Source organism: Janthinobacterium sp. HH102 (assembly GCF_001758625.2).
In the GTDB taxonomy this organism is placed as follows: Bacteria; Pseudomonadota; Gammaproteobacteria; order Burkholderiales; family Burkholderiaceae_D; genus Janthinobacterium.
On the sequence record NZ_CP062062.1, the window covers coordinates 395,394 to 413,393 of the forward strand.

An 18,000-nucleotide genomic window follows, 5' to 3' on the forward strand; every position below is an offset into this window, starting at 1 on the left:
TCAACGCATATTAGAACAAAAAAAAGTCCAATGAACAAAAAGATTCTGATTTTGTCCGTCTTCGTGGTCGCCTCCTGCGGCCTCGCGTATGAACTGATCGCCGGCGCCATGTCCAGCTACCTGCTCGGCGATTCCATCCTGCAGTTTTCCACCATCATCGGCTGCTACCTGTTTGCCATGGGGGTGGGCGCCCACTTTTCCAAGTATGTGCGGGACGACGACGTGCTCTCGCGCTTCGTCGACATCGAGCTGGCCGTGGGCCTGATCGGCGGCTTGTCGGCCGCCATCCTGTTCATGACGTTCTCGTGGATGGCCGCGCCATTTCGCACCTTATTGTATGTGATGGTGTTCCTGATCGGCGCACTGGTCGGCATGGAAGTGCCGCTGGTGATGCGCGCCCTGAACTCGCGCCAGACGGAGTTTTCCGAGCTGGTCAGCCGCGTGCTCACCTTCGATTACCTGGGGGCGCTGGCCGTCTCCCTGCTGTTTCCGCTGGTGCTGTCGCCCTACCTGGGCCTGGTGCGCACGGGCTTTTTGTTCGGCATGCTCAACGTGGGCGTGGGCCTGTGGACGATTTACGTGTTCCGCGCGGAGCTGAAGAACCTCACGGGGCGCTTCCTGCGCGCCTGCGCCGTGATGCTGGTGCTGGTCGCCGGCTTTGCCATGTCCGACCGCATGGTGGCCTGGGGCGAGCACGGCCTGTTCGGCGACCAGATCGTGTATTCCACCACGACGCCTTACCAGCGCCTGGTGATCACGCGCTGGAAGGACGATACGCGGCTCTACATCAACGGCAATCTGCAGTTTTCCTCGCGCGACGAGTACCGCTACCACGAGGCGCTGGTGCACCCCGTGCTCGAAGCGCTGCCGTGGGCGCGCCGCGTGCTGGTGCTGGGCGGCGGCGATGGCCTGGCGCTGCGCGAAATCCTCCGTTATCCACAGATCGAACACGTCACCGTGGTCGACCTCGATCCTGCCATGACGGCCGCGTTTACCACGCGCCCGGAACTGGCAAAGTTAAATAACAACGCGTTCTCGGACAAGCGCGTCACCGTCGTCAATGCCGATGCCGCCGTCTGGCTGCGCAACAACGGCGACATGTTCGACGCGGCCATCGTCGATTTCCCCGATCCGTCCAGCTTCGCGCTCGGCAAACTGTATTCGGTGCCGTTCTACGACCTGGTGAAAAAGCACCTGGCGGCCAAGGGCTTGATGGTGGTGCAATCGACGTCGCCGTTCTTTGCCCCGCACGCCTACTGGACCATCAATTCGACCCTGCGCGAAGTGGGCATGCGCACCTGGCCCTACCACGCCTACGTGCCCTCGTTCGGTGAATGGGGTTTTATCCTTGCCTCGCCCCAGCTCGACTACGCACCGCCGACGCAATACCGCCTGCCGATGCGCTACCTGAATGCGGACACCACGCGCGAGATGTTCATCTTCCCGCCCGACATGCAGCCGCTGCCCATGGCGCCGAACCGCTTGAATACCCAGTCGCTCGTGCATGAATTCGAGCAGGACTGGAACCGGGTGATCCGCTGATGCAGCGCCGCTCCTTCATGCTGTGGGCCGCCGGCGGCACCGCGGCGGCGGCGGCCGGCATCGGCAGCATCGCCGCGTATCTGCGCTGGCAGGAAATCACGCCCAAGGTGCTGTATCCGGGCCGCAGCGAGGGGCATTATTTGCGCAAGCTGCTGCGCGAGGGCACGGCGCTGCCGCCGCCTGCACGCACCTTGACGACCGACGTGGCCATCCTCGGCTCCGGCATCGCGGGCCTGACGGCCGCCTGGCGTTTGAACAAGCTGGGGCACAGGGATTTTCTCATGATCGATGGCCCGCAGCCGTATGGCAACGCGGCCGGCGGCCACTTCGGCGACCTGGCCTATCCGACCGGTGGCCATTACCTGCCGTTGCCGTCGCCCGAATCGACCCATGTGCGAGAGATCCTGTTCGACCTGGGGATTATCCAGCGCGATCCGCAGGCGGAAAAGCCATATTACGACGAGCGCTACATCCTGCACGCTCCGGAAGAGCGATTGCTGTTCAACGGCCACTGGCAGGACGGCTTCATTCCCACCGAAGGCGTGCCGCCTGCGGAACTGGCGCAGCATGAACGCTTCTTTGCCGAGGTGCGGCGTTTGCGCCAGGCGCATGGCAACGATGGCAAGCGCGTCTTCGTCTTTCCTACCGTGGCGTCGTCGCAAGATCCGGCCTGGCAGGCGCTCGACACCATCACCTTGAAGCAGTGGATGGAGCGCGAAGGCTATACCTCGCCCACCCTGCACTGGTATCTGAATTACTGCTGCCGCGACGATTACGGCACGCGCTACGACCAGGTCTCGGCCTGGGCCGGCCTGCATTACTACTGCAGCCGCTGGGGCCAGGCCGCCAATGCGGGCAATGGCGCCTGGCTGACCTGGCCGGGCGGCATGCAACCGGTCGCCACGGCCATGGAACAGGCGTCCAAGGTCCGGCGCCACGCGGGCACGGTGGTTTCCCTCACGACGACGGCCAACGGCGTGGAAGCGCTGTGCCTGGAACTGGTCGACGGCCAGCCGCGCACCTACCTGGTCAAGGCGCGCAAGGCCATCTGCGCCATGCCGCTGTACGTGGCGGCGCGCGTGGTGAAGAACATCGCCGACTATGGCTTCGACGCGAAACGCGATACGCCCGCGTATGCGCCGTGGCTGGTGGCGAATTTTTTACTGAAACGCTTTCCCGACGAACTGCCGCATGCGCCCCTGTGCTGGGACAACGTGGTGTACCAGGAACCGGGCCTCGGCTACGTCGTCTCGACCCACCAGGACATCCGCGTGCGCCCGCCCGAGAAAACCGTCTTCAGCGCCTACGTGGCCCTGTCCGACCGCACGCCGCAGCAAGCGCGCAAATGGTTAGATGTGGCCAGCCCCGAAGAACTGCTGGCGCTGGCCAGCGTCGATTTAAAGACGGCGTATGGGCGCGATTTTGCCAGCAGCGTAGAGCGCGTCGACATCACCGTGCGCGGTCACGCCATGGCGGCGCCCTTGCCGGGCTTTCGCAGCAACGCGGGCTTGAAGGCCTTGCGCGAACACGACGGCGCCATCCTGTTCGCGCATGCGGATTTGTCGGGCTTTTCCGTGTTCGAGGAGGCGGCATGGTGGGGGGATAGGGCGGCGCGGCTGGCGGCTGTCTGACGCGATGCAAAAGTCGCCTTAGATGATTTCTGTCAACCTCTTCATTTTTTTCCAAAACATAATAAATAGCTGTACTGCTTGTGCGGACAGCTTTCTTTTTGTGTTAACAATGGAGCGAAAATGAAGCAGACAAAGCATCGGTTTGAGGACGGCAGGATGGAAAAAATACGCCGTAGTGTCACGTCTATTTTCTTTCCGCTAGCAAAGTGGCGCTACTTTGTGCTGTTTCAATCCAAGGCCCAGGCAACTTCCTGGATCGTTACCCTGCTGATATGCATGGTAGCCATCACTTATCTTTTTTCTCTGGATCGTGAATCGAAGGCGCCACTTGAGGTGGTATTGCTGGGGGCGGGGATAGGATCGTTGTTCTCGCTGATAGCCGTCCTTCCGGCCGCATTCAAGGTACGGGATAATGGACTTGGCATGCTTGGGGAAATAGAAGTGCGTCTGTTAAAAATGCATTATGTCGAGGAAGCGCGCCATACTGGCATCGTTATCTATCGGCAGAATTTGCCGCGCTTGCTGCGCTGGGATGAGGGCAATATCGAGATCAGGAACGAGGAAGGTGTTTTCGTGGTCAGTGGTGGGTATCTTTCGTTGCGAAAGCTTCGTGGTGGCTTGCTGAAATCATATTGATGATGTGAATGGAATAAAAAAGGCCGGCGCGAACGCCGGCCAGAGCCCCCTAAGGCTCGAACCTGTGCTTCCTTGTTCTTCTCATTTATTTTTATTAATCACGTCGATGAACACGGCCGCCAGCAGTACCAGGCCCTTGATCACCTGCTGGTAGTCGATGCCGATGCCCATGATGGACATGCCGTTGTTCATCACGCCCATGATGAAGGCGCCGATGACGGCTCCCATCACTTTGCCCACGCCGCCCGAGGCCGAGGCGCCGCCGATGAAGCAGGCGGCGATCACGTCCAGCTCGAAACCTGTGCCCGCCTTCGGTGTGGCCGTGTTCAGGCGCGCCGCGAAGATCAGGCCGGCCAGCGCGGCCAGCATGCCCATGTTGACGAAGGTGTAGAAGCTGACCCGTTCCGTCTTGATGCCGGACAGGCGCGCCGCCTTTTCGTTGCCGCCCACAGCGTACACGCGGCGGCCCAGCACGGTGCGGTTGGTGATGAAGGTGTAGGCGACGATGAGCAGCGACATCACGGCCAGCACGTTGGGAAAGCCGCGGTACGACGCCAGCAGGTAGCTGAAATACACCATCACGGCTGCAAAGATGGCGTTTTTCAGCAGGAAGAAGGCGCGTGGCTCGTTTTCCATGCCGTGTTTCAGTTGCTTGGCGCGGCTGCGCAGCGAGGTGACGATCAGCGCAGCGGCGGCGATCACGCCCAGCAGCAGCGACAGGCCGCGCAGGTTGTCGCCGCCGAACGGGTCGGGCAGGAAGCCGGAGCTGAGCATCTGGAAGCCTTCCGGGAAGGGACCGACCGACTGGCCAGCCAGCAACGCCAGGGTCAGGCCCTTGAACACCAGCATGCCGGCCAGCGTGACGATGAAGGACGGGATTTTAAAGAAGGCGACGAAATAGCCTTGCGCGCCGCCGATGACGGCACCGGCCAGCAGGCAGAGGATGCTGGCGGCGACAAAATGCATGTGGTAGTTGACGATCAGGACGGCGGCCAGCGCGCCGACGAAGCCGACCACCGAGCCGACGGATAAATCGATATGGCCGGCCACGATGACCATCAGCATGCCCAGCGCCATGATGACGATGTAGCTGTTTTGCAGCACCAGGTTCGTCAGGTTCAGCGGCTGCATCAGGGTGCCGTCCGTCATGTACTGGAAAAAGCCCATGATGACGATCAGCGAGAGCAGCATGCCGTAGTCGCGCATATTGTTTTTCAGGAAGCCGGCATAGCTTTTCGCTTGCGGCGCGGCCGCTGGCGCTGCTGCCGCCGGCGCGCCTGCTGTCAATTTATTGTCCATTGTTTTCTCCGTGTGTAACGATCGCGCGCATGATGCGTTCCTGCGATGCTTCTGCCGCGCTCAGTTCTGCCGCGAAGCGGCCTTCGTTCATGACATAGATCCGGTCGCACATGCCCAGCAATTCCGGCATTTCCGAGGAAATCATGATGATGCATTTGCCTTCGGCGGCCAGCTCGCTGATGATGCTGTAGATCTCGTACTTGGCACCCACGTCGATGCCGCGGCTCGGTTCATCGAGGATCAGCACGTCGGGGCGCGAAAACAGCCATTTCGCCAGCACCACTTTCTGCTGGTTGCCGCCGGACAGGTTGACCACCTTCTGCGCCACGCTCGAGCAACGGGTCTTGAGCTTGCGGCGGAACTCCTCGGCCACGCCGAATTCACGCTGCTCGTCGATCACCATGTGCCGCGAAATCGCGTCCAGGTTGGCCAGGCTGGTGTTCTTCTGGATGTCTTCCTCGAGGATCAGGCCCAGGCCCTTGCGGTCTTCCGTGACATAGGCGAGGCCGTGCGCGATCGCCTTGCCGATGGTGCTGACGTCGATCTCCTGGCCATTCTTGAGCACCGTGCCGCTGATGCGCTGGCCGTAGGCGCGGCCGAACAGGCTCATCGCCAGTTCCGTGCGCCCGGAGCCCATCAGGCCGGCGATGCCGATGATCTCGCCCTTTTTCGCGTGCATATTGATGCCCTTGATGACGGGGCGGTCGGCATGCTCGGGATGGAAGACGCGCCAGTCGCGCACTTCGAAAATGGTCTCGCCGATGGTGGGCGTGCGCGGCGGATAGCGGTCGGCCATTTCGCGCCCGACCATCTTTTCGATGATGCGGTCTTCGCTGACGGGCTCCGTGCGGCAGTCGAAACTGTCGACCGTGTTCCCGTCGCGCAGCACCGTGATGGCATCGGCGACCCGTGAAATTTCATTGAGCTTGTGCGAAATCAGGATCGAGGCGATGCCCTGGGCTTTCAGGCCCAGCAGCAGGTCGAGCAGGGCCGCGCTGTCGCTCTCGTTCAGGCTGGCCGTCGGCTCGTCGAGGATCAGCAGCTTGACGTCCTTGCACAGCGCCTTGGCGATCTCGATCAGCTGCTGCTTGCCCACGCCCAGATTGGTGATCAGGGTGTCCGGGGACTCCTTCAGGCCGACTTTCTGCAGCAGTTCGCGCGTCTTCGCTTGCGCGTATTCCCAGTCGATGACGCCCATGCGGGACGGTTCGTTGCCGAGGAAGATATTCTCGGCGATCGACAGCTGGGGCACCAGCGCCAGTTCCTGGTGGATGATGATGATGCCGATTTCTTCGCTGTCCTTGATGCCGCGGAAGTGCCGCGTCTGGCCCAGGTAATCGATGTCGCCCGTATAGCTGCCATGGCCGTAGACGCCGCTCAGCACTTTCATCAGGGTCGATTTGCCGGCGCCGTTTTCGCCGACGATGGCGTGGATCTCGCCGCTGCGTACCCGTAGGTTGACATTGTCGAGCGCAACGACGCCCGGGAATGTTTTGCGTATCCCGCGCATTTCCAGGATAGTGTTCGTCATATAACCTCTCTGGCACGGCCGCGCTGGTGGGCAGCGGTCGTGCGGCAGTCTTGTTCTTGATCGTGCGTGAAGCGAAAGGCCCGGCAGTGCCGGGCCTTCAGTACCATGGATGCTTATTTCACTTGCGCTTCCGTGTAGTAGCCGCTGCCGGTGACGAGCACCTGCTTCCAGTTCGCCTTGTCGACGGTGACCGGTTTCAACAGGTAGGACGGCACGACCTTCACGCCGTTGTTATAGGTCTTGGTATCGTTGACGGCCGGCGTCTTGCCGCTCATCATCGCGTCGACCATATTGGCCGTGACCTTGGCCAGTTCGCGCGTGTCCTTGAACACGGTCGATGCCTGTTCGCCGCGGATGATCGATTTCACCGACGGAATTTCCGCATCCTGGCCCGTCACGACGGGGAACGGCTGTTTCGGCGTGCCGTAGCCGACGCCCTTGAGCGAGGACAGGATGCCGATGCTCAAGCCGTCATACGGCGACAGCACCGCGTCGACTCTCGCATTGCCGTAATAGGCGCTGAGCAGGTTGTCCATGCGGGCCTGCGCCACGGCGCCGTCCCAGCGCAGGGTGGCGACCTTTTCCATGCCCATCTGCTTCGAGCGCACCACCAGCTTGCCGCTGTCGATGTACGGTTTCAGGACCGACAGAGCGCCGTTGTAGAAGAAGTGCGCATTGTTGTCGTCGGCCGAGCCGCCGAACAGTTCGATATTGAACGGACCCTTGCCTTCCTTGAGTTTCAGCGCCGATTCGATATAGCCCGCTTGCAGCACGCCGACCTGGAAGTTGTCGAAGGTGGCGTAGTAATCGATGTTTTTCGTGCCGCGGATCAGACGGTCATACGAAATGACCTTGATGCCCTTGTCGGCCGCCTTTTGCAGCACGTTCGACAAGGTGGTGCCGTCGATGGCGGCGATCACCAGCACCTTGGCGCCCTTGGTGATCATGTTTTCCACCTGCGCCAGCTGGTTCGGGATATCGTCGTCGGCAAACTGCAGGTCCGTCTTGTAGCCGCGCTCCTTGAATACCTTGACCATGTTGTCGCCGTCGGCGATCCAGCGCATGGACGACTTGGTCGGCATCGAGATGCCGATCGCGCCCTTGTCTGCGGCGCTTGCCACGGGCATTACCGCCATGCCGGAGATGGCCAGCGCCAGGCTCGCGGTCAGCATTTTCATTGTTGTTTTCATTTCAGGTCTCCACCGTCTTTGATAGTTGAATGTGCCAGGGCCGTCGTCCAGCGGGCGGGCTCCGTGCGAATGGCCGATTGCGGGCCACGGCTGATACTAGTTTGTCCATCCATCCCTCACCAATCACTTTTTTCGCATAGCCGATATCCAAAACGATATCGATAGGCCAATTGATGCGATGCGCCATTGCATGCTTTCCCGCCTGCGGAAAGGACGGGAACGGGGGCCGGGCGGCGGCTTTTTTTGGTGCGCTGCAATACCAATAATCATCATTCAATTTGGTGATTTTCGTAATTGCGGCGACACAGGGCGGCGCGCAGAATCGGTCCGAACTTGAAGACCAGCCATCCCGTCACGACCTTTTGAAAGCTTGCCATGCAGCCGATTTCCCCCGCCTCCCTGTTGCCCGCCGACCTGGCGCAGGCTCTCCTCATCGGCCGCATCTGGCGTGACGGCCCCTGCGTCGTCGCCGTGCGCGGCGGCGAGGTGGTCGACATCACGCAAACGGTAGCGACGGTGGCCGAGCTGTTCGAACGCAGCGATGCGCTCGATATCGCCCGCCATGCGCCCGGCATCGCGCTCGGCCCCGTGCAGGCGCTGCTGGAGCAGGCGCTGGCCGCGCCGGCCGGCGAGCCGCTGCTACTGGCGCCGTGCGACCTGCAGGCCGTCAAGGCCTGCGGCGTGACCTTCGCCGTCAGCCTGCTCGAACGGGTGATCGAGGAACAGGCGGGCGGCGACGCGGCGCGCGCGGCAAGCTTGCGCGCCGCGCTGCAAACGACACTGGGCGGCGACTTGTCCGCATTAAAACCCGGCTCGGAGGCGGCGCAGCGCTTGAAACAGCAGCTGCAGCAGCGCGGCGCCTGGTCGCAATACATGGAAGTGGGCATCGGCCCCGATGCGGAAGTGTTTACCAAGGCGCAGCCGATGTCGTCGGTCGGCTGCGGCGCGCAGGTGGGCTTGCTGCCATCGTCCGCCTGGAACAACCCGGAGCCCGAGATCGTCCTGGCCGTCAACAGCCGTGGCGAGGTGCTGGGGGCGACCTTGGGCAACGACGTCAACCTGCGCGACATCGAAGGGCGCAGCGCCCTCTTGCTGGGCAAGGCCAAGGATAACAACGGCTCCTGCGCCATCGGCCCCTTCATCCGCCTGTTCGACGAGCACTTCACGCTCGACACCGTGCGCGAGGCGGAAGTTTCGCTGCTGATCGAAGGCGCGGACGACGGCTTTGTGCTCGAAGGCGCCAGCTTCATGCGCGAAATCAGCCGCGACCCGCTTGACCTGGTGCGCCAGACGGCGGGCCAGTACCACCAGTATCCGGACGGTTTCATGCTGTTCCTCGGGACCATGTTCTCGCCCGTAAAGGACCGCGGCGCGCAGGGCGGCGGCTTTACGCACCACCTGGGCGACCGCGTGACGATTGCCAGCGCCGCGCTGGGTGCGCTGGTCAACGAAGTGCAGCGCTGCGATGCGATTGCCCCCTGGACGTTCGGCGTGCGCGCGCTGTACCAGAACCTGGCGCAACGCGGCTTGCTTTGATCCGATTATTTTAAAAAGAGAGACACCATGCAGCATGCAACTTACCCCAGCCTGGCCGGCAAGCGCGTCGTCATCACGGGCGGCGGCACCGGCATCGGCGTGGCCATCGTCGAGGCGTTCGCGCGCCAGGGCGCCCACGTCACCTTTCTCGACATCGCCCGCGAGGCGTCGCTGGCGCTGCAGGAAAAGCTGGCGCACCTGGCGCAGCCGCCCGTTTTCCGCTATTGCGACCTGACGGACCTGGGCGCCCTGGCCGCCACCTTCGCCGAGATCGCACACAGCGCGGGCGCCACGGATATCCTCGTCAACAACGCGGCCAATGACGACCGCCACCAGCTGCAGGACGTCACGCCCGCCTACTGGGACGAGCGCATGGCCGTCAACCTGCGCCACCAGTATTTCTGCGCCCAGGCAGTGGCGCCGGCCATGCGCGCCAAGGGCAGCGGCGTGATCCTCAACCTGGGCTCGATTTCCTGGCACCTGGCGCAAGCGAACCTGTCGATCTACATGACGGCGAAAGCCGGCATCGAAGGGCTGACGCGCGGCCTGGCGCGCGACCTGGGTGCCGACGGCATCCGCGTCAACTGCATCATTCCCGGCGCCGTGCGCACGCCGCGCCAGGAGCGGCTGTGGCATACGCCGGAAGCGGAAGCCGTGATCCTGCAGGGACAATGCCTGCAGCTGCGCGTGGAGCCGGAAGACGTGGCGGCGCTGGCGCTGTTCCTGGCGTCCGACAACGCGGCCAAGTGCGCGGGACGCGAATACTATGTCGACGCAGGCTGGTACGGCGCATGAGCACCTCAGGCAACCGCCAGGCGCGGCGCTTCCGCTCGCAGGACTGGTTCGATAATCCCGACCACATCGACATGACGGCGCTGTACCTCGAGCGCTTCATGAACTACGGTATCACGGCCGAGGAACTGCGCTCGGGCCGGCCCATCATCGGCATCGCGCAAAGCGGCAGCGATATCAGCCCCTGCAACCGCATCCATCTGGAGCTGGCCCAGCGCGTGCGCGACGGCATCCGCGACGCGGGCGGCATCCCGATGGAATTCCCGCTGCACCCGATCTTCGAGAACTGCCGCCGTCCCACGGCCGCGTTGGACCGCAACCTCGCGTATCTGGGCCTGGTGGAGGTCCTGCATGGCTATCCGATCGACGCCGTGGTGCTGACGACGGGCTGCGACAAGACCACGCCGGCGCAATTGATGGCCGCCGCCACGGTGGACATTCCCGCCATCGTGCTGTCGGGCGGCCCCATGCTCGACGGCTGGATGGACGGCGAACTGGTCGGCTCCGGCGCGGCCATCTGGAAGGGCCGCCGCCAGCTGTCCGCCGGCTTGATCGACAACGACAAATTCCTGCAGATCGCCGCCGCCTCGGCGCCGTCGGCCGGCCACTGCAACACCATGGGCACGGCATCGACGATGAATGCGCTGGCCGAAGCGCTGGGCATGTCGCTGACGGGCTGCTCGGCCATCCCCGCGCCGTACCGCGAACGGGGCCAGATCGCCTATGCAACGGGGTGCCGCATCGTCGGCATGGCGCATGACGACGTGCGCCCGTCGAGCATCCTCACGCGCGAGGCATTTTTGGATGCCATCATCGTCAACGCGGCCATCGGCGGCTCCACCAACGCCCAGCCGCACCTGATGGCCATGGCGCGCCATGCGGGCGTGGCATTGCATTCGAGCGACTGGATGGAACATGGCTACGATGTGCCGCTGCTGTTGAACATGCAGCCGGCCGGGAAGTATCTGGGCGAGCGTTTCCACCGCGCCGGCGGCGTGCCGGCCGTGATGTGGGAGCTGCAGCAGGCGGGCCTGCTGCACGCGGACCGCTTGACGGTCACGGGCCAGAGCATGGCGGCCAACTTGCAGGGCCGCGAAAGCGCGGACCGCGAGATGATCCGCCCGTTTGCCGCGCCGCTGAAGGAAAAGGCCGGTTTCATGGCCTTGCAGGGCAACCTGTTCGACTTCGCCATCATGAAAACCAGCGTGATCTCGCCCGCCTTCCGCGAGCGCTATCTGTCGCGCCCTGGCAGCGAGGGCGTGTTCGAGGCGCGCGCCATCGTCTTTGACGGTTCTGCTGACTATCACGCGCGCATCAACGACCCGGCGCTCAATATCGACGACAGCTGCATGCTGGTCATGCGCGGCGCCGGCCCTGTCGGCTGGCCCGGTTCGGCCGAGGTGGTCAACATGCAGCCGCCCGACGCCTTGCTGAAGGCGGGCATTCTGAACCTGCCGACCCTGGGCGATGGGCGCCAGTCGGGCACCTCGGACAGCCCCTCGATCCTGAACGCGTCGCCGGAAAGCGCCGTCGGCGGCGGCCTGGCGCTGCTGCGCACGGGCGACATCATCCGCGTGGACCTGAACGGGGGCCAGTGCGACATGCTGGTCGATGCGGCTGAACTGGCGCGCCGCGCCCAGGAACTGCCGCCGCCCGTCAACGGCAGCGCCACGCCGTGGCAGGAAATCTACCGCGCCAGCGTGGGCCAGCTGGAAACGGGCGCCTGCATGGAGCTGGCCCTGAAATACCGCGCCGTGGGCCAGACCCTGCCGCGCCACAACCATTAGCAGGCAGGTCGCGGTAGGTCGGGTAGCGCTCCGCGCGTAACCCGACACCACCACAGACATAAAATTTTTCAGCAGTACCCGCAGTTAAAAAATGTAGCTAAAAAATCCACAAGGAGACACACAATGAACAAGATCATCAGTGCAGCCATCATGACCGCCATGCTGGCATTGAGCAGCAGCGCCGCCCTGGCCGATGCGAAAAACCCGAAGATCGGCTTTTCCATCGACGACTTGCGCGTGGAACGCTGGACGCGCGACCGCGATTTCTTCATCGCCGCCGCCGAAAAGCAGGGCGCCAAGGTCTTCGTGCAGTCGGCCGACGCCAGCGAGCAGCGCCAGATTTCGCAGATCGAAAACCTGATCTCGCGCGGCGTGGACGTGCTGGTGATCGTGCCGTTCAACGCCACTGTGCTCAACAACACCGTCAAGGAAGCGAAAAAGGCCGGCATCAAGGTGTTGTCGTATGACCGCCTGATCCTGAACGCCGATATCGATGCGTATATCTCGTTCGACAACGAGAAAGTGGGCGAGATGCAGGCCGAAGGCGTGACCAAGCTGCAGCCGAAGGGCAATTACTATTTGCTGGGCGGTTCGCCGACCGACAACAACGCCAAGATGCTGCGCGAAGGCCAGATGAAGGTGCTCAAACCGTTCATCGACAAGGGCGATATCAAGATCGTCGGCCAGCAGTGGGTGAAGGACTGGAGCGCCACCGAAGCGTTGTCCATCGTGGAAAACGCGCTGACGGCCAACGGCAACAAGATCGACGCCATCGTCGCCTCGAACGACGGCACGGCCGGCGGCGCCATCCAGGCCCTGGCCGCGCAAAAACTGGCCGGCAAGGTGCCGGTCTCGGGCCAGGACGCCGATCTGGCGGCGGTCAAACGCGTCATCGCCGGCACGCAATCGATGACCGTCTACAAACCCCTGAAAACCATCGCCGCCGAAGCGGCCAAGCTGGCCGTGCAACTGGCGCGCAATGAAAAGCCCGCCTACAACTCCAGCTATGACAACGGCCTGAAAAAAGTCAGCACGGTGCTGCTCAAACCCACGCCCTTGACCAAGGCGAACGTGAACATTCTCGTCGACGACGGTTTCTATACCAAGGCGCAGCTGGGTAATTGATTACCCGCTTGCTGTCGGCTTACGCGCTGCGCGCTAAGCCGACCTACGATTGCCCGCATCGGCCGTTATCCGACAATCGCCGGCTCCGGAAACGCCGGTGGTGGTGTCGGCCGTCCGCATCGACCGTAGGTCGGATTAGCGGCGCCATGGGCGCCGCGTAATCCGACATTTCCCCCGTATCCGCAACGAGAGTGAGCATGTCCGACTATCTGCTTGAAATGAAAGGCATCGTCAAACAGTTTGGCGGTGTCCGCGCGCTTGACGGCATCGACCTGCAGGTGCGGGCCGGCGAGTGCATCGGCTTGTGCGGCGAGAATGGCGCCGGCAAGTCGACCCTGATGAAGGTGCTGTCCGGTGTGTACCCGCACGGCACCTGGGATGGCGAGATCCTGTGGGATGGCCAGCCCCTGCGCGCGCAATCGATCCGCGACACGGAAGACGCGGGCATCATCATCATCCACCAGGAACTGATGCTGGTGCCGCAGCTGTCCGTGGCCGAGAATATCTTCATGGGCCGCGAGCTCACTCTGCCCGGCGGGCGCATGCATTACGCGGCCATGTACAAGCGCGCCGACGAGCTGCTGCGCGAACTGAAAATTCCCGAACTGAACGTAGCGCACCCCGTGATGAATTACGGCGGCGGCCACCAGCAGCTGGTGGAAATCGCCAAGGCGCTCAACAAGAATGCGCGCCTGCTGATCCTCGACGAGCCGTCGTCGTCGCTGACGGCGTCGGAAATCGCCGTGCTGCTCGATATCCTGCGCGCGCTGAAGGCCAAGGGCGTCACCTGCATCTATATTTCGCACAAGCTCGATGAGGTGGCGGCCATCTGCGACACCATCGTCGTCATCCGCGACGGCAAGCATATCGCCACCACGCCGATGGCGCAGATGAACGTCGAGCGCATCATCGCGCAAATGGTGGGCCGCGAAATGAGCCAGCTGTATCCGCAGCGTGCGCAGCCGGCACCTATCGGCGAAGTGCTGTTCGAGGCGCGCCACGTAAGCTGCATCGACGCCGACAACCCGCAGCGCAAGCGCGTCGACGATGTGTCGTTCACCCTGCGAAAGGGCGAGATCCTCGGCATCGCCGGCCTGGTGGGGGCGGGGCGCACGGAGCTCGTCTCTGCCCTGTTCGGCGCCTACCAGGGGCCGTGCCAGGCCGAAGTGTGGCTCGATGGCCGCCGCATCGACACTTCGTCGCCGCAAAAGGCGATTGCCATGGGCCTGGCCATGGTGCCGGAAGACCGCAAGCATCACGGCATCGTGCCCGACCTCGACGTGGGGCAGAACATCACCCTGGCCGTGCTGGAGCAATTCGCGCGTGCCACGCGCATCGATGGCGAGGCGGAATTGACGGCCGTGCGCGGCGAGATCGCGCAGCTGGAACTGAAGGCGGCCAGCCCGTCGCTGCCCATTACGAGCCTGTCGGGCGGCAATCAGCAAAAGGCCGTGCTGGCCAAGATGCTGCTGACGCGCCCGCGCGTGCTGATCCTTGACGAACCCACGCGCGGCGTCGACGTGGGCGCCAAATATGAAATCTACAAATTGATGCTGGCGCTGGCCGACCGTGGCGTGGCCATCATCATGGTCTCGTCGGAACTGGCCGAAGTGCTGGGCGTATCCGACCGCGTGCTGGTGATGGGCGAAGGCCGCCTGCGCGGCGACTTTATCAACGATGGCCTGAGCCAGGAAACCGTGCTGGCGGCCGCGCTGGACCAGCGCCCGGCACCCGCCGCCAACACCGCAAACAAGGAACCCGCAGCATGAAACCGCACAGTATCAAACAGCTGTTCACCCAATACAAGATGCTGGCCCTGCTGATCGCCGTGGCGCTGATCTGGGCCTTCTTTTCGTGGAAAACGGAGGGCAGCTTCCTCACGCCGCGCAACCTGTCGAATCTGCTGCGCCAGATGTCCGTCACCGGCATCCTCGCCTGCGGCATGGTGCTGGTGATTATCGCCGGCGAGATCGACCTGTCGATCGGCTCCCTGCTGGGGCTACTGGGAGGCATCGCCGCCGTGCTGGACGTCACGCAGCACTGGCCGCTGGCGCTGAACCTGATGGCGGTGCTGGGCTGCGGCCTGGTGATCGGCCTGCTCAATGGCTACCTGACGGCGTACCGGGGCATCCCGTCCTTCATCGTGGGACTGGGCGGCATGCTCGCGTATCGCGGCATCCTGCTGGGCATCACGGGCGGCATCACGATCGCGCCCGTCTCCGAGCCGATGGTCTACCTGGGACAGGGCTACCTGCCCGCGGTGCCCGGCATCGTGCTGGGCATCGGCCTGTTCCTGCTGGCCGCCTTCCTGACGTGGCGCGCGCGCGCCAGCCGCGCCCAGCATGGCTTGCCGCAGACGGCGCCCTGGGCCGACGGCCTGCGCCTGGCCGTCATCGGCGCCGTGCTGTATGCCTTCGTGCGGACCCTGAACGGCTATGAAGGCATCCCGCTGCCCGTGCTGCTGTTGCTGGCGCTGCTGGGACTGTTCAGCTACATCACCAGCCAGACCGTGTTCGGCCGCCGCATCTACGCCGTGGGCAGCAATATGGAAGCGACGCGCCTGTCCGGCATCAATGTGAAAGCCGTCAAGCTGTGGATCTTCGGCATCATGGGCCTGATGTGCGCGCTCGCCGGCCTGATCAACACGGGCCGCCTGGCGGCCGGTTCGCCGTCGGCCGGCACCTTCAGCGAACTCGACGCCATTGCCGCCTGCTTCATCGGCGGCACCTCGATGCGCGGCGGCTCGGGCACCGTGTACGGCGCCCTGATCGGCGCGCTGGTCATGGCCAGCCTCGATAACGGCATGTCCATGCTGGACGTGGACACCTACTGGCAGATGATCGTGAAAGGCAGTATCCTCACTTTGGCCGTGTGGGTCGATGTCAGCACGCGAGCGGGGCGTAGATAGCCGTGAAACGATCTGGCACGGGAGGAGACACCATGAAGATGCCGACCGCGCACCGGATCGCGCTGCTGTTTAACGGGAATAAGATCTACGACCGCGACATCATCGCGGGCATCGCCGCCTACCTGAACACCACGCGCGTGTCGTGGGACCTGTTCCTGGAAGAGGATTTTCGCTGCCGCCTGCCCGGCATCGAGCGCTGGCAGGGAGACGGCATCATCGCCGATTTCGACGATCCCGCCGTCTGCGCGGCGCTGGCGCACAGCCGCCTGCCCGTGGTGGCCGTGGGCGGCTCGTATGCGCGCGAGGACGATTACCCGGCCGGCATCCCGTACGTGGCGACCGACAATTTCAAGATCGTCAAGCTGGCCTATGAACACCTGGTGGAAGCGGGACTGAGCCGCTTTGCCTGTTTCAGCCTGCCTGAGGCCGATGTCAACCGCTGGGCTCAGGAACGCGAAACGGCATTTTGCGCCCTGATGGAGCGCGACCACATGCGCGCCGACGTGTACCGGGGCGTGGCCACCAGCGCGCCGTCGTGGGACGAGGCGGTGGAGCAGCAGATCGCCTGGCTCAACAGTCTGGAAAAGCCCGTCGGCATCATCGCCGTGAGCGACGCGCGCGCGCGCCAGCTGCTGCAAGCGTGCATGCATGCGGGGATCGCCGTGCCGGAGCAAGTGGCCCTGATCGGCATCGACAACGACCCGCTGGCGCGCATGCTCACGCGCATTCCCTTGAGCTCCGTGATCCAGGGCACCGAGGAAATGGGCCGCACGGCCGCGCATTTGCTGCACCAGATGCTCAACGGCGCGCGCCTGTCCGGCACGCGCATCCTCGTGCCGCCGGCGGGCCTGAACGTGCTCGCGTCCACGCGCCACCAGCCCTTCCAGCATCCGCAGGTGATGCAGGCGCGCCACTTCATCCGCCAGTACGCCTGCCAGGGCATCAAGACGGAGCAGGTGGCCGATTACGTGGGCGTGTCGCGCTCCTCGCTCGAAGCGCACTTCCGCCACGAGCTGGGGCGCAGCGTGCACGACGAGATCCTGCATTTCAAGCTCGATGCGGCCAAGACCCTGCTGGCGCGCGGGCCGGGACAGGTGGCCGAGGTGGCCGTGCGTTGCGGCTTTACCACGGTGCAGTACATGCACGCCGTCTTCAAGCGCGAACTCGGCTGCACGCCGCGCGAATTCCAGCAGCGCAGCCGGCCGCCGCCAGCGCCCGGGCAGGCGCCATGATGCATCTGCTGCGCAATGCGCGCGGCATGCGCGTGGCCATCGACGCGCACGATGCCAGCGTGCGGGCCTGGTGGGCGCCCGACCGTTATGGCCGCCTGGCCGACGTGCTGGGCGCGGCACCCTCTGCGGCGCACGCGTCCACGGGCTGGCGGTGCGACCCGCCGGACGACGGCCGCTTGCTGCTGCGCCTGGCGCAGGACGGCCTGTCGGTGCGACTGGCCTACCGGCTTGACGACGATGGCAGCTTGCACCTCGACTGCGCCGCCACGGCCGATGCGGTTTCCCGTTTTGCGCTTGCCGCGCCCCGCTTCAATCTGCAGGGCGGCCGCGCTGCAGTGGGAGACCATGTGCTGCGTCTGGCAGCGGACCGCTACTGGCCTGGCGGCCACTCTTGCAGCGCTCCGCTCGACGTGGCGGGCAGCGCGTTTGACTTCCGCCAGCCGGCACCGCTTGCTTCACGCCTGGCCTGGCCTGCGCTGGCGCAATCGGCGGGATTCCGGCATGACTTTTACTGGACGGGCAGCGGCCAGCTGCGCGAGGCGGCGCGGGTTGCCGACCCCGCTTCCGGCCGCGTCCTGCGTTTTTCCAGCACCCAGGACAGCTGTCATCTGTATTCCGATGCGCGCTGTTTTTCCCTGCTGGCGCAGGGCGTGCAATTGCAGCCGGGACAGGTGAGGCGGTTCCAGCTCGCCTACCGTTTGGGCGTGCAGGATATCGATGCGTTTGACATATCCGAACCGGTATCAATGATGTCAAATAAGTGATTGGTCAGATATGCGGGGCAGTTCTAC

The 18,000-nt window shown here is 63.9% G+C and carries 14 protein-coding genes; 11 read left to right on the top strand and 3 right to left on the bottom strand.

The annotated features are described in order from the left end of the window. The first annotated feature begins 30 nt into the window (after positions 1-30). The 3 genes from JAB4_RS01750 (at position 31) to JAB4_RS01760 (ending at position 3,809) form a co-directional block, all read left to right on the top strand. Positions 31-1,542, top strand: coding sequence for a polyamine aminopropyltransferase (locus JAB4_RS01750; protein WP_070218937.1), 1,512 nt, complete (start codon positions 31-33; stop codon positions 1,540-1,542). Next, complete coding sequence (locus tag JAB4_RS01755; RefSeq protein WP_070218938.1) at positions 1,542-3,173, top strand: NAD(P)-binding protein; 1,632 nt, start codon at positions 1,542-1,544, stop codon at positions 3,171-3,173. Before JAB4_RS01750 ends, JAB4_RS01755 begins: the two co-directional genes overlap by 1 nt. Positions 3,174-3,293: 120 nt before the next feature. Continuing rightward, positions 3,294-3,809 (top strand): hypothetical protein, encoded by a 516-nt coding sequence (locus JAB4_RS01760; protein WP_070218939.1) that lies wholly within the window; start codon positions 3,294-3,296, stop codon positions 3,807-3,809. A gap of 81 nt (positions 3,810-3,890) precedes the next feature. On the opposite strand, the gene mmsB is transcribed toward JAB4_RS01760, so the two are convergent. From mmsB to chvE, 3 genes are all read right to left on the bottom strand, one after another. Continuing rightward, positions 3,891-5,108: a multiple monosaccharide ABC transporter permease gene (gene mmsB, locus JAB4_RS01765; RefSeq protein ID WP_070218940.1), complete on the bottom strand. Its 1,218-nt coding sequence runs from the start codon at positions 5,106-5,108 to the stop codon at positions 3,891-3,893. After that, positions 5,098-6,639 carry a multiple monosaccharide ABC transporter ATP-binding protein gene (mmsA, locus tag JAB4_RS01770; protein ID WP_070218941.1) on the bottom strand — a complete coding sequence of 514 codons (1,542 nt, stop codon included), beginning with the start codon at positions 6,637-6,639 and terminating at the stop codon, positions 5,098-5,100. Before mmsA ends, mmsB begins: the two co-directional genes overlap by 11 nt. Before the next feature lie 113 nt (positions 6,640-6,752). After that, positions 6,753-7,829, bottom strand: coding sequence for a multiple monosaccharide ABC transporter substrate-binding protein (gene chvE / locus JAB4_RS01775; protein WP_070218942.1), 1,077 nt, complete (start codon positions 7,827-7,829; stop codon positions 6,753-6,755). A 375-nt stretch (positions 7,830-8,204) separates the two neighbouring features. On the opposite strand from chvE, the gene JAB4_RS01780 reads away from it, so the two are divergent. The 8 genes from JAB4_RS01780 (at position 8,205) to JAB4_RS01815 (ending at position 17,973) form a co-directional block, all read left to right on the top strand. Then, a complete protein-coding gene (locus tag JAB4_RS01780) occupies positions 8,205-9,365 on the top strand; it encodes a fumarylacetoacetate hydrolase family protein (protein WP_070218943.1) in 1,161 nt (386 codons plus the stop codon). A gap of 27 nt (positions 9,366-9,392) precedes the next feature. Then, on the top strand, positions 9,393-10,160 hold the full coding sequence (locus JAB4_RS01785; RefSeq protein ID WP_070218944.1) for an SDR family oxidoreductase: 768 nt from the start codon (positions 9,393-9,395) through the stop codon (positions 10,158-10,160). Next, on the top strand, positions 10,157-11,944 hold the full coding sequence (locus tag JAB4_RS01790; protein WP_070218945.1) for an IlvD/Edd family dehydratase: 1,788 nt from the start codon (positions 10,157-10,159) through the stop codon (positions 11,942-11,944). The genes JAB4_RS01785 and JAB4_RS01790 overlap by 4 nt, the downstream gene beginning before the upstream one ends. Before the next feature lie 123 nt (positions 11,945-12,067). Continuing rightward, positions 12,068-13,069 (top strand): D-xylose ABC transporter substrate-binding protein, encoded by a 1,002-nt coding sequence (gene xylF, locus JAB4_RS01795; protein ID WP_034752745.1) that lies wholly within the window; start codon positions 12,068-12,070, stop codon positions 13,067-13,069. Positions 13,070-13,266: 197 nt separating this feature from the next. Then, on the top strand, positions 13,267-14,838 hold the full coding sequence (xylG, locus tag JAB4_RS01800) for a D-xylose ABC transporter ATP-binding protein (RefSeq protein WP_070218946.1): 1,572 nt from the start codon (positions 13,267-13,269) through the stop codon (positions 14,836-14,838). Beyond that, complete coding sequence (locus JAB4_RS01805; RefSeq protein WP_070218947.1) at positions 14,835-15,977, top strand: sugar ABC transporter permease; 1,143 nt, start codon at positions 14,835-14,837, stop codon at positions 15,975-15,977. The genes xylG and JAB4_RS01805 overlap by 4 nt, the downstream gene beginning before the upstream one ends. A 32-nt stretch (positions 15,978-16,009) precedes the next feature. After that, positions 16,010-17,209: a DNA-binding transcriptional regulator gene (locus JAB4_RS01810; protein WP_070218948.1), complete on the top strand. Its 1,200-nt coding sequence runs from the start codon at positions 16,010-16,012 to the stop codon at positions 17,207-17,209. Further along, positions 17,206-17,973 carry a hypothetical protein gene (locus tag JAB4_RS01815; RefSeq protein ID WP_083287248.1) on the top strand — a complete coding sequence of 256 codons (768 nt, stop codon included), beginning with the start codon at positions 17,206-17,208 and terminating at the stop codon, positions 17,971-17,973. The genes JAB4_RS01810 and JAB4_RS01815 overlap by 4 nt, the downstream gene beginning before the upstream one ends. Positions 17,974-18,000 lie beyond the last annotated feature (27 nt).

Coding starts and splice junctions, on each gene's coding strand:
- JAB4_RS01790 (WP_070218945.1), top strand. CDS start 10,157: ATGAGCACCTCAGGCAACCGCCAGGCGCGGCGCTTCCGCTCGCAGGAC.
- JAB4_RS01805 (WP_070218947.1), top strand. CDS start 14,835: ATGAAACCGCACAGTATCAAACAGCTGTTCACCCAATACAAGATGCTG.
- JAB4_RS01750 (WP_070218937.1), top strand. CDS start 31: ATGAACAAAAAGATTCTGATTTTGTCCGTCTTCGTGGTCGCCTCCTGC.
- JAB4_RS01780 (WP_070218943.1), top strand. CDS start 8,205: ATGCAGCCGATTTCCCCCGCCTCCCTGTTGCCCGCCGACCTGGCGCAG.
- mmsB (WP_070218940.1), bottom strand. CDS start 5,108: ATGGACAATAAATTGACAGCAGGCGCGCCGGCGGCAGCAGCGCCAGCG.
- JAB4_RS01755 (WP_070218938.1), top strand. CDS start 1,542: ATGCAGCGCCGCTCCTTCATGCTGTGGGCCGCCGGCGGCACCGCGGCG.
- JAB4_RS01810 (WP_070218948.1), top strand. CDS start 16,010: ATGAAGATGCCGACCGCGCACCGGATCGCGCTGCTGTTTAACGGGAAT.
- JAB4_RS01785 (WP_070218944.1), top strand. CDS start 9,393: ATGCAGCATGCAACTTACCCCAGCCTGGCCGGCAAGCGCGTCGTCATC.
- xylF (WP_034752745.1), top strand. CDS start 12,068: ATGAACAAGATCATCAGTGCAGCCATCATGACCGCCATGCTGGCATTG.
- JAB4_RS01760 (WP_070218939.1), top strand. CDS start 3,294: ATGAAGCAGACAAAGCATCGGTTTGAGGACGGCAGGATGGAAAAAATA.
- mmsA (WP_070218941.1), bottom strand. CDS start 6,639: ATGACGAACACTATCCTGGAAATGCGCGGGATACGCAAAACATTCCCG.
- xylG (WP_070218946.1), top strand. CDS start 13,267: ATGTCCGACTATCTGCTTGAAATGAAAGGCATCGTCAAACAGTTTGGC.
- JAB4_RS01815 (WP_083287248.1), top strand. CDS start 17,206: ATGATGCATCTGCTGCGCAATGCGCGCGGCATGCGCGTGGCCATCGAC.
- chvE (WP_070218942.1), bottom strand. CDS start 7,829: ATGAAAACAACAATGAAAATGCTGACCGCGAGCCTGGCGCTGGCCATC.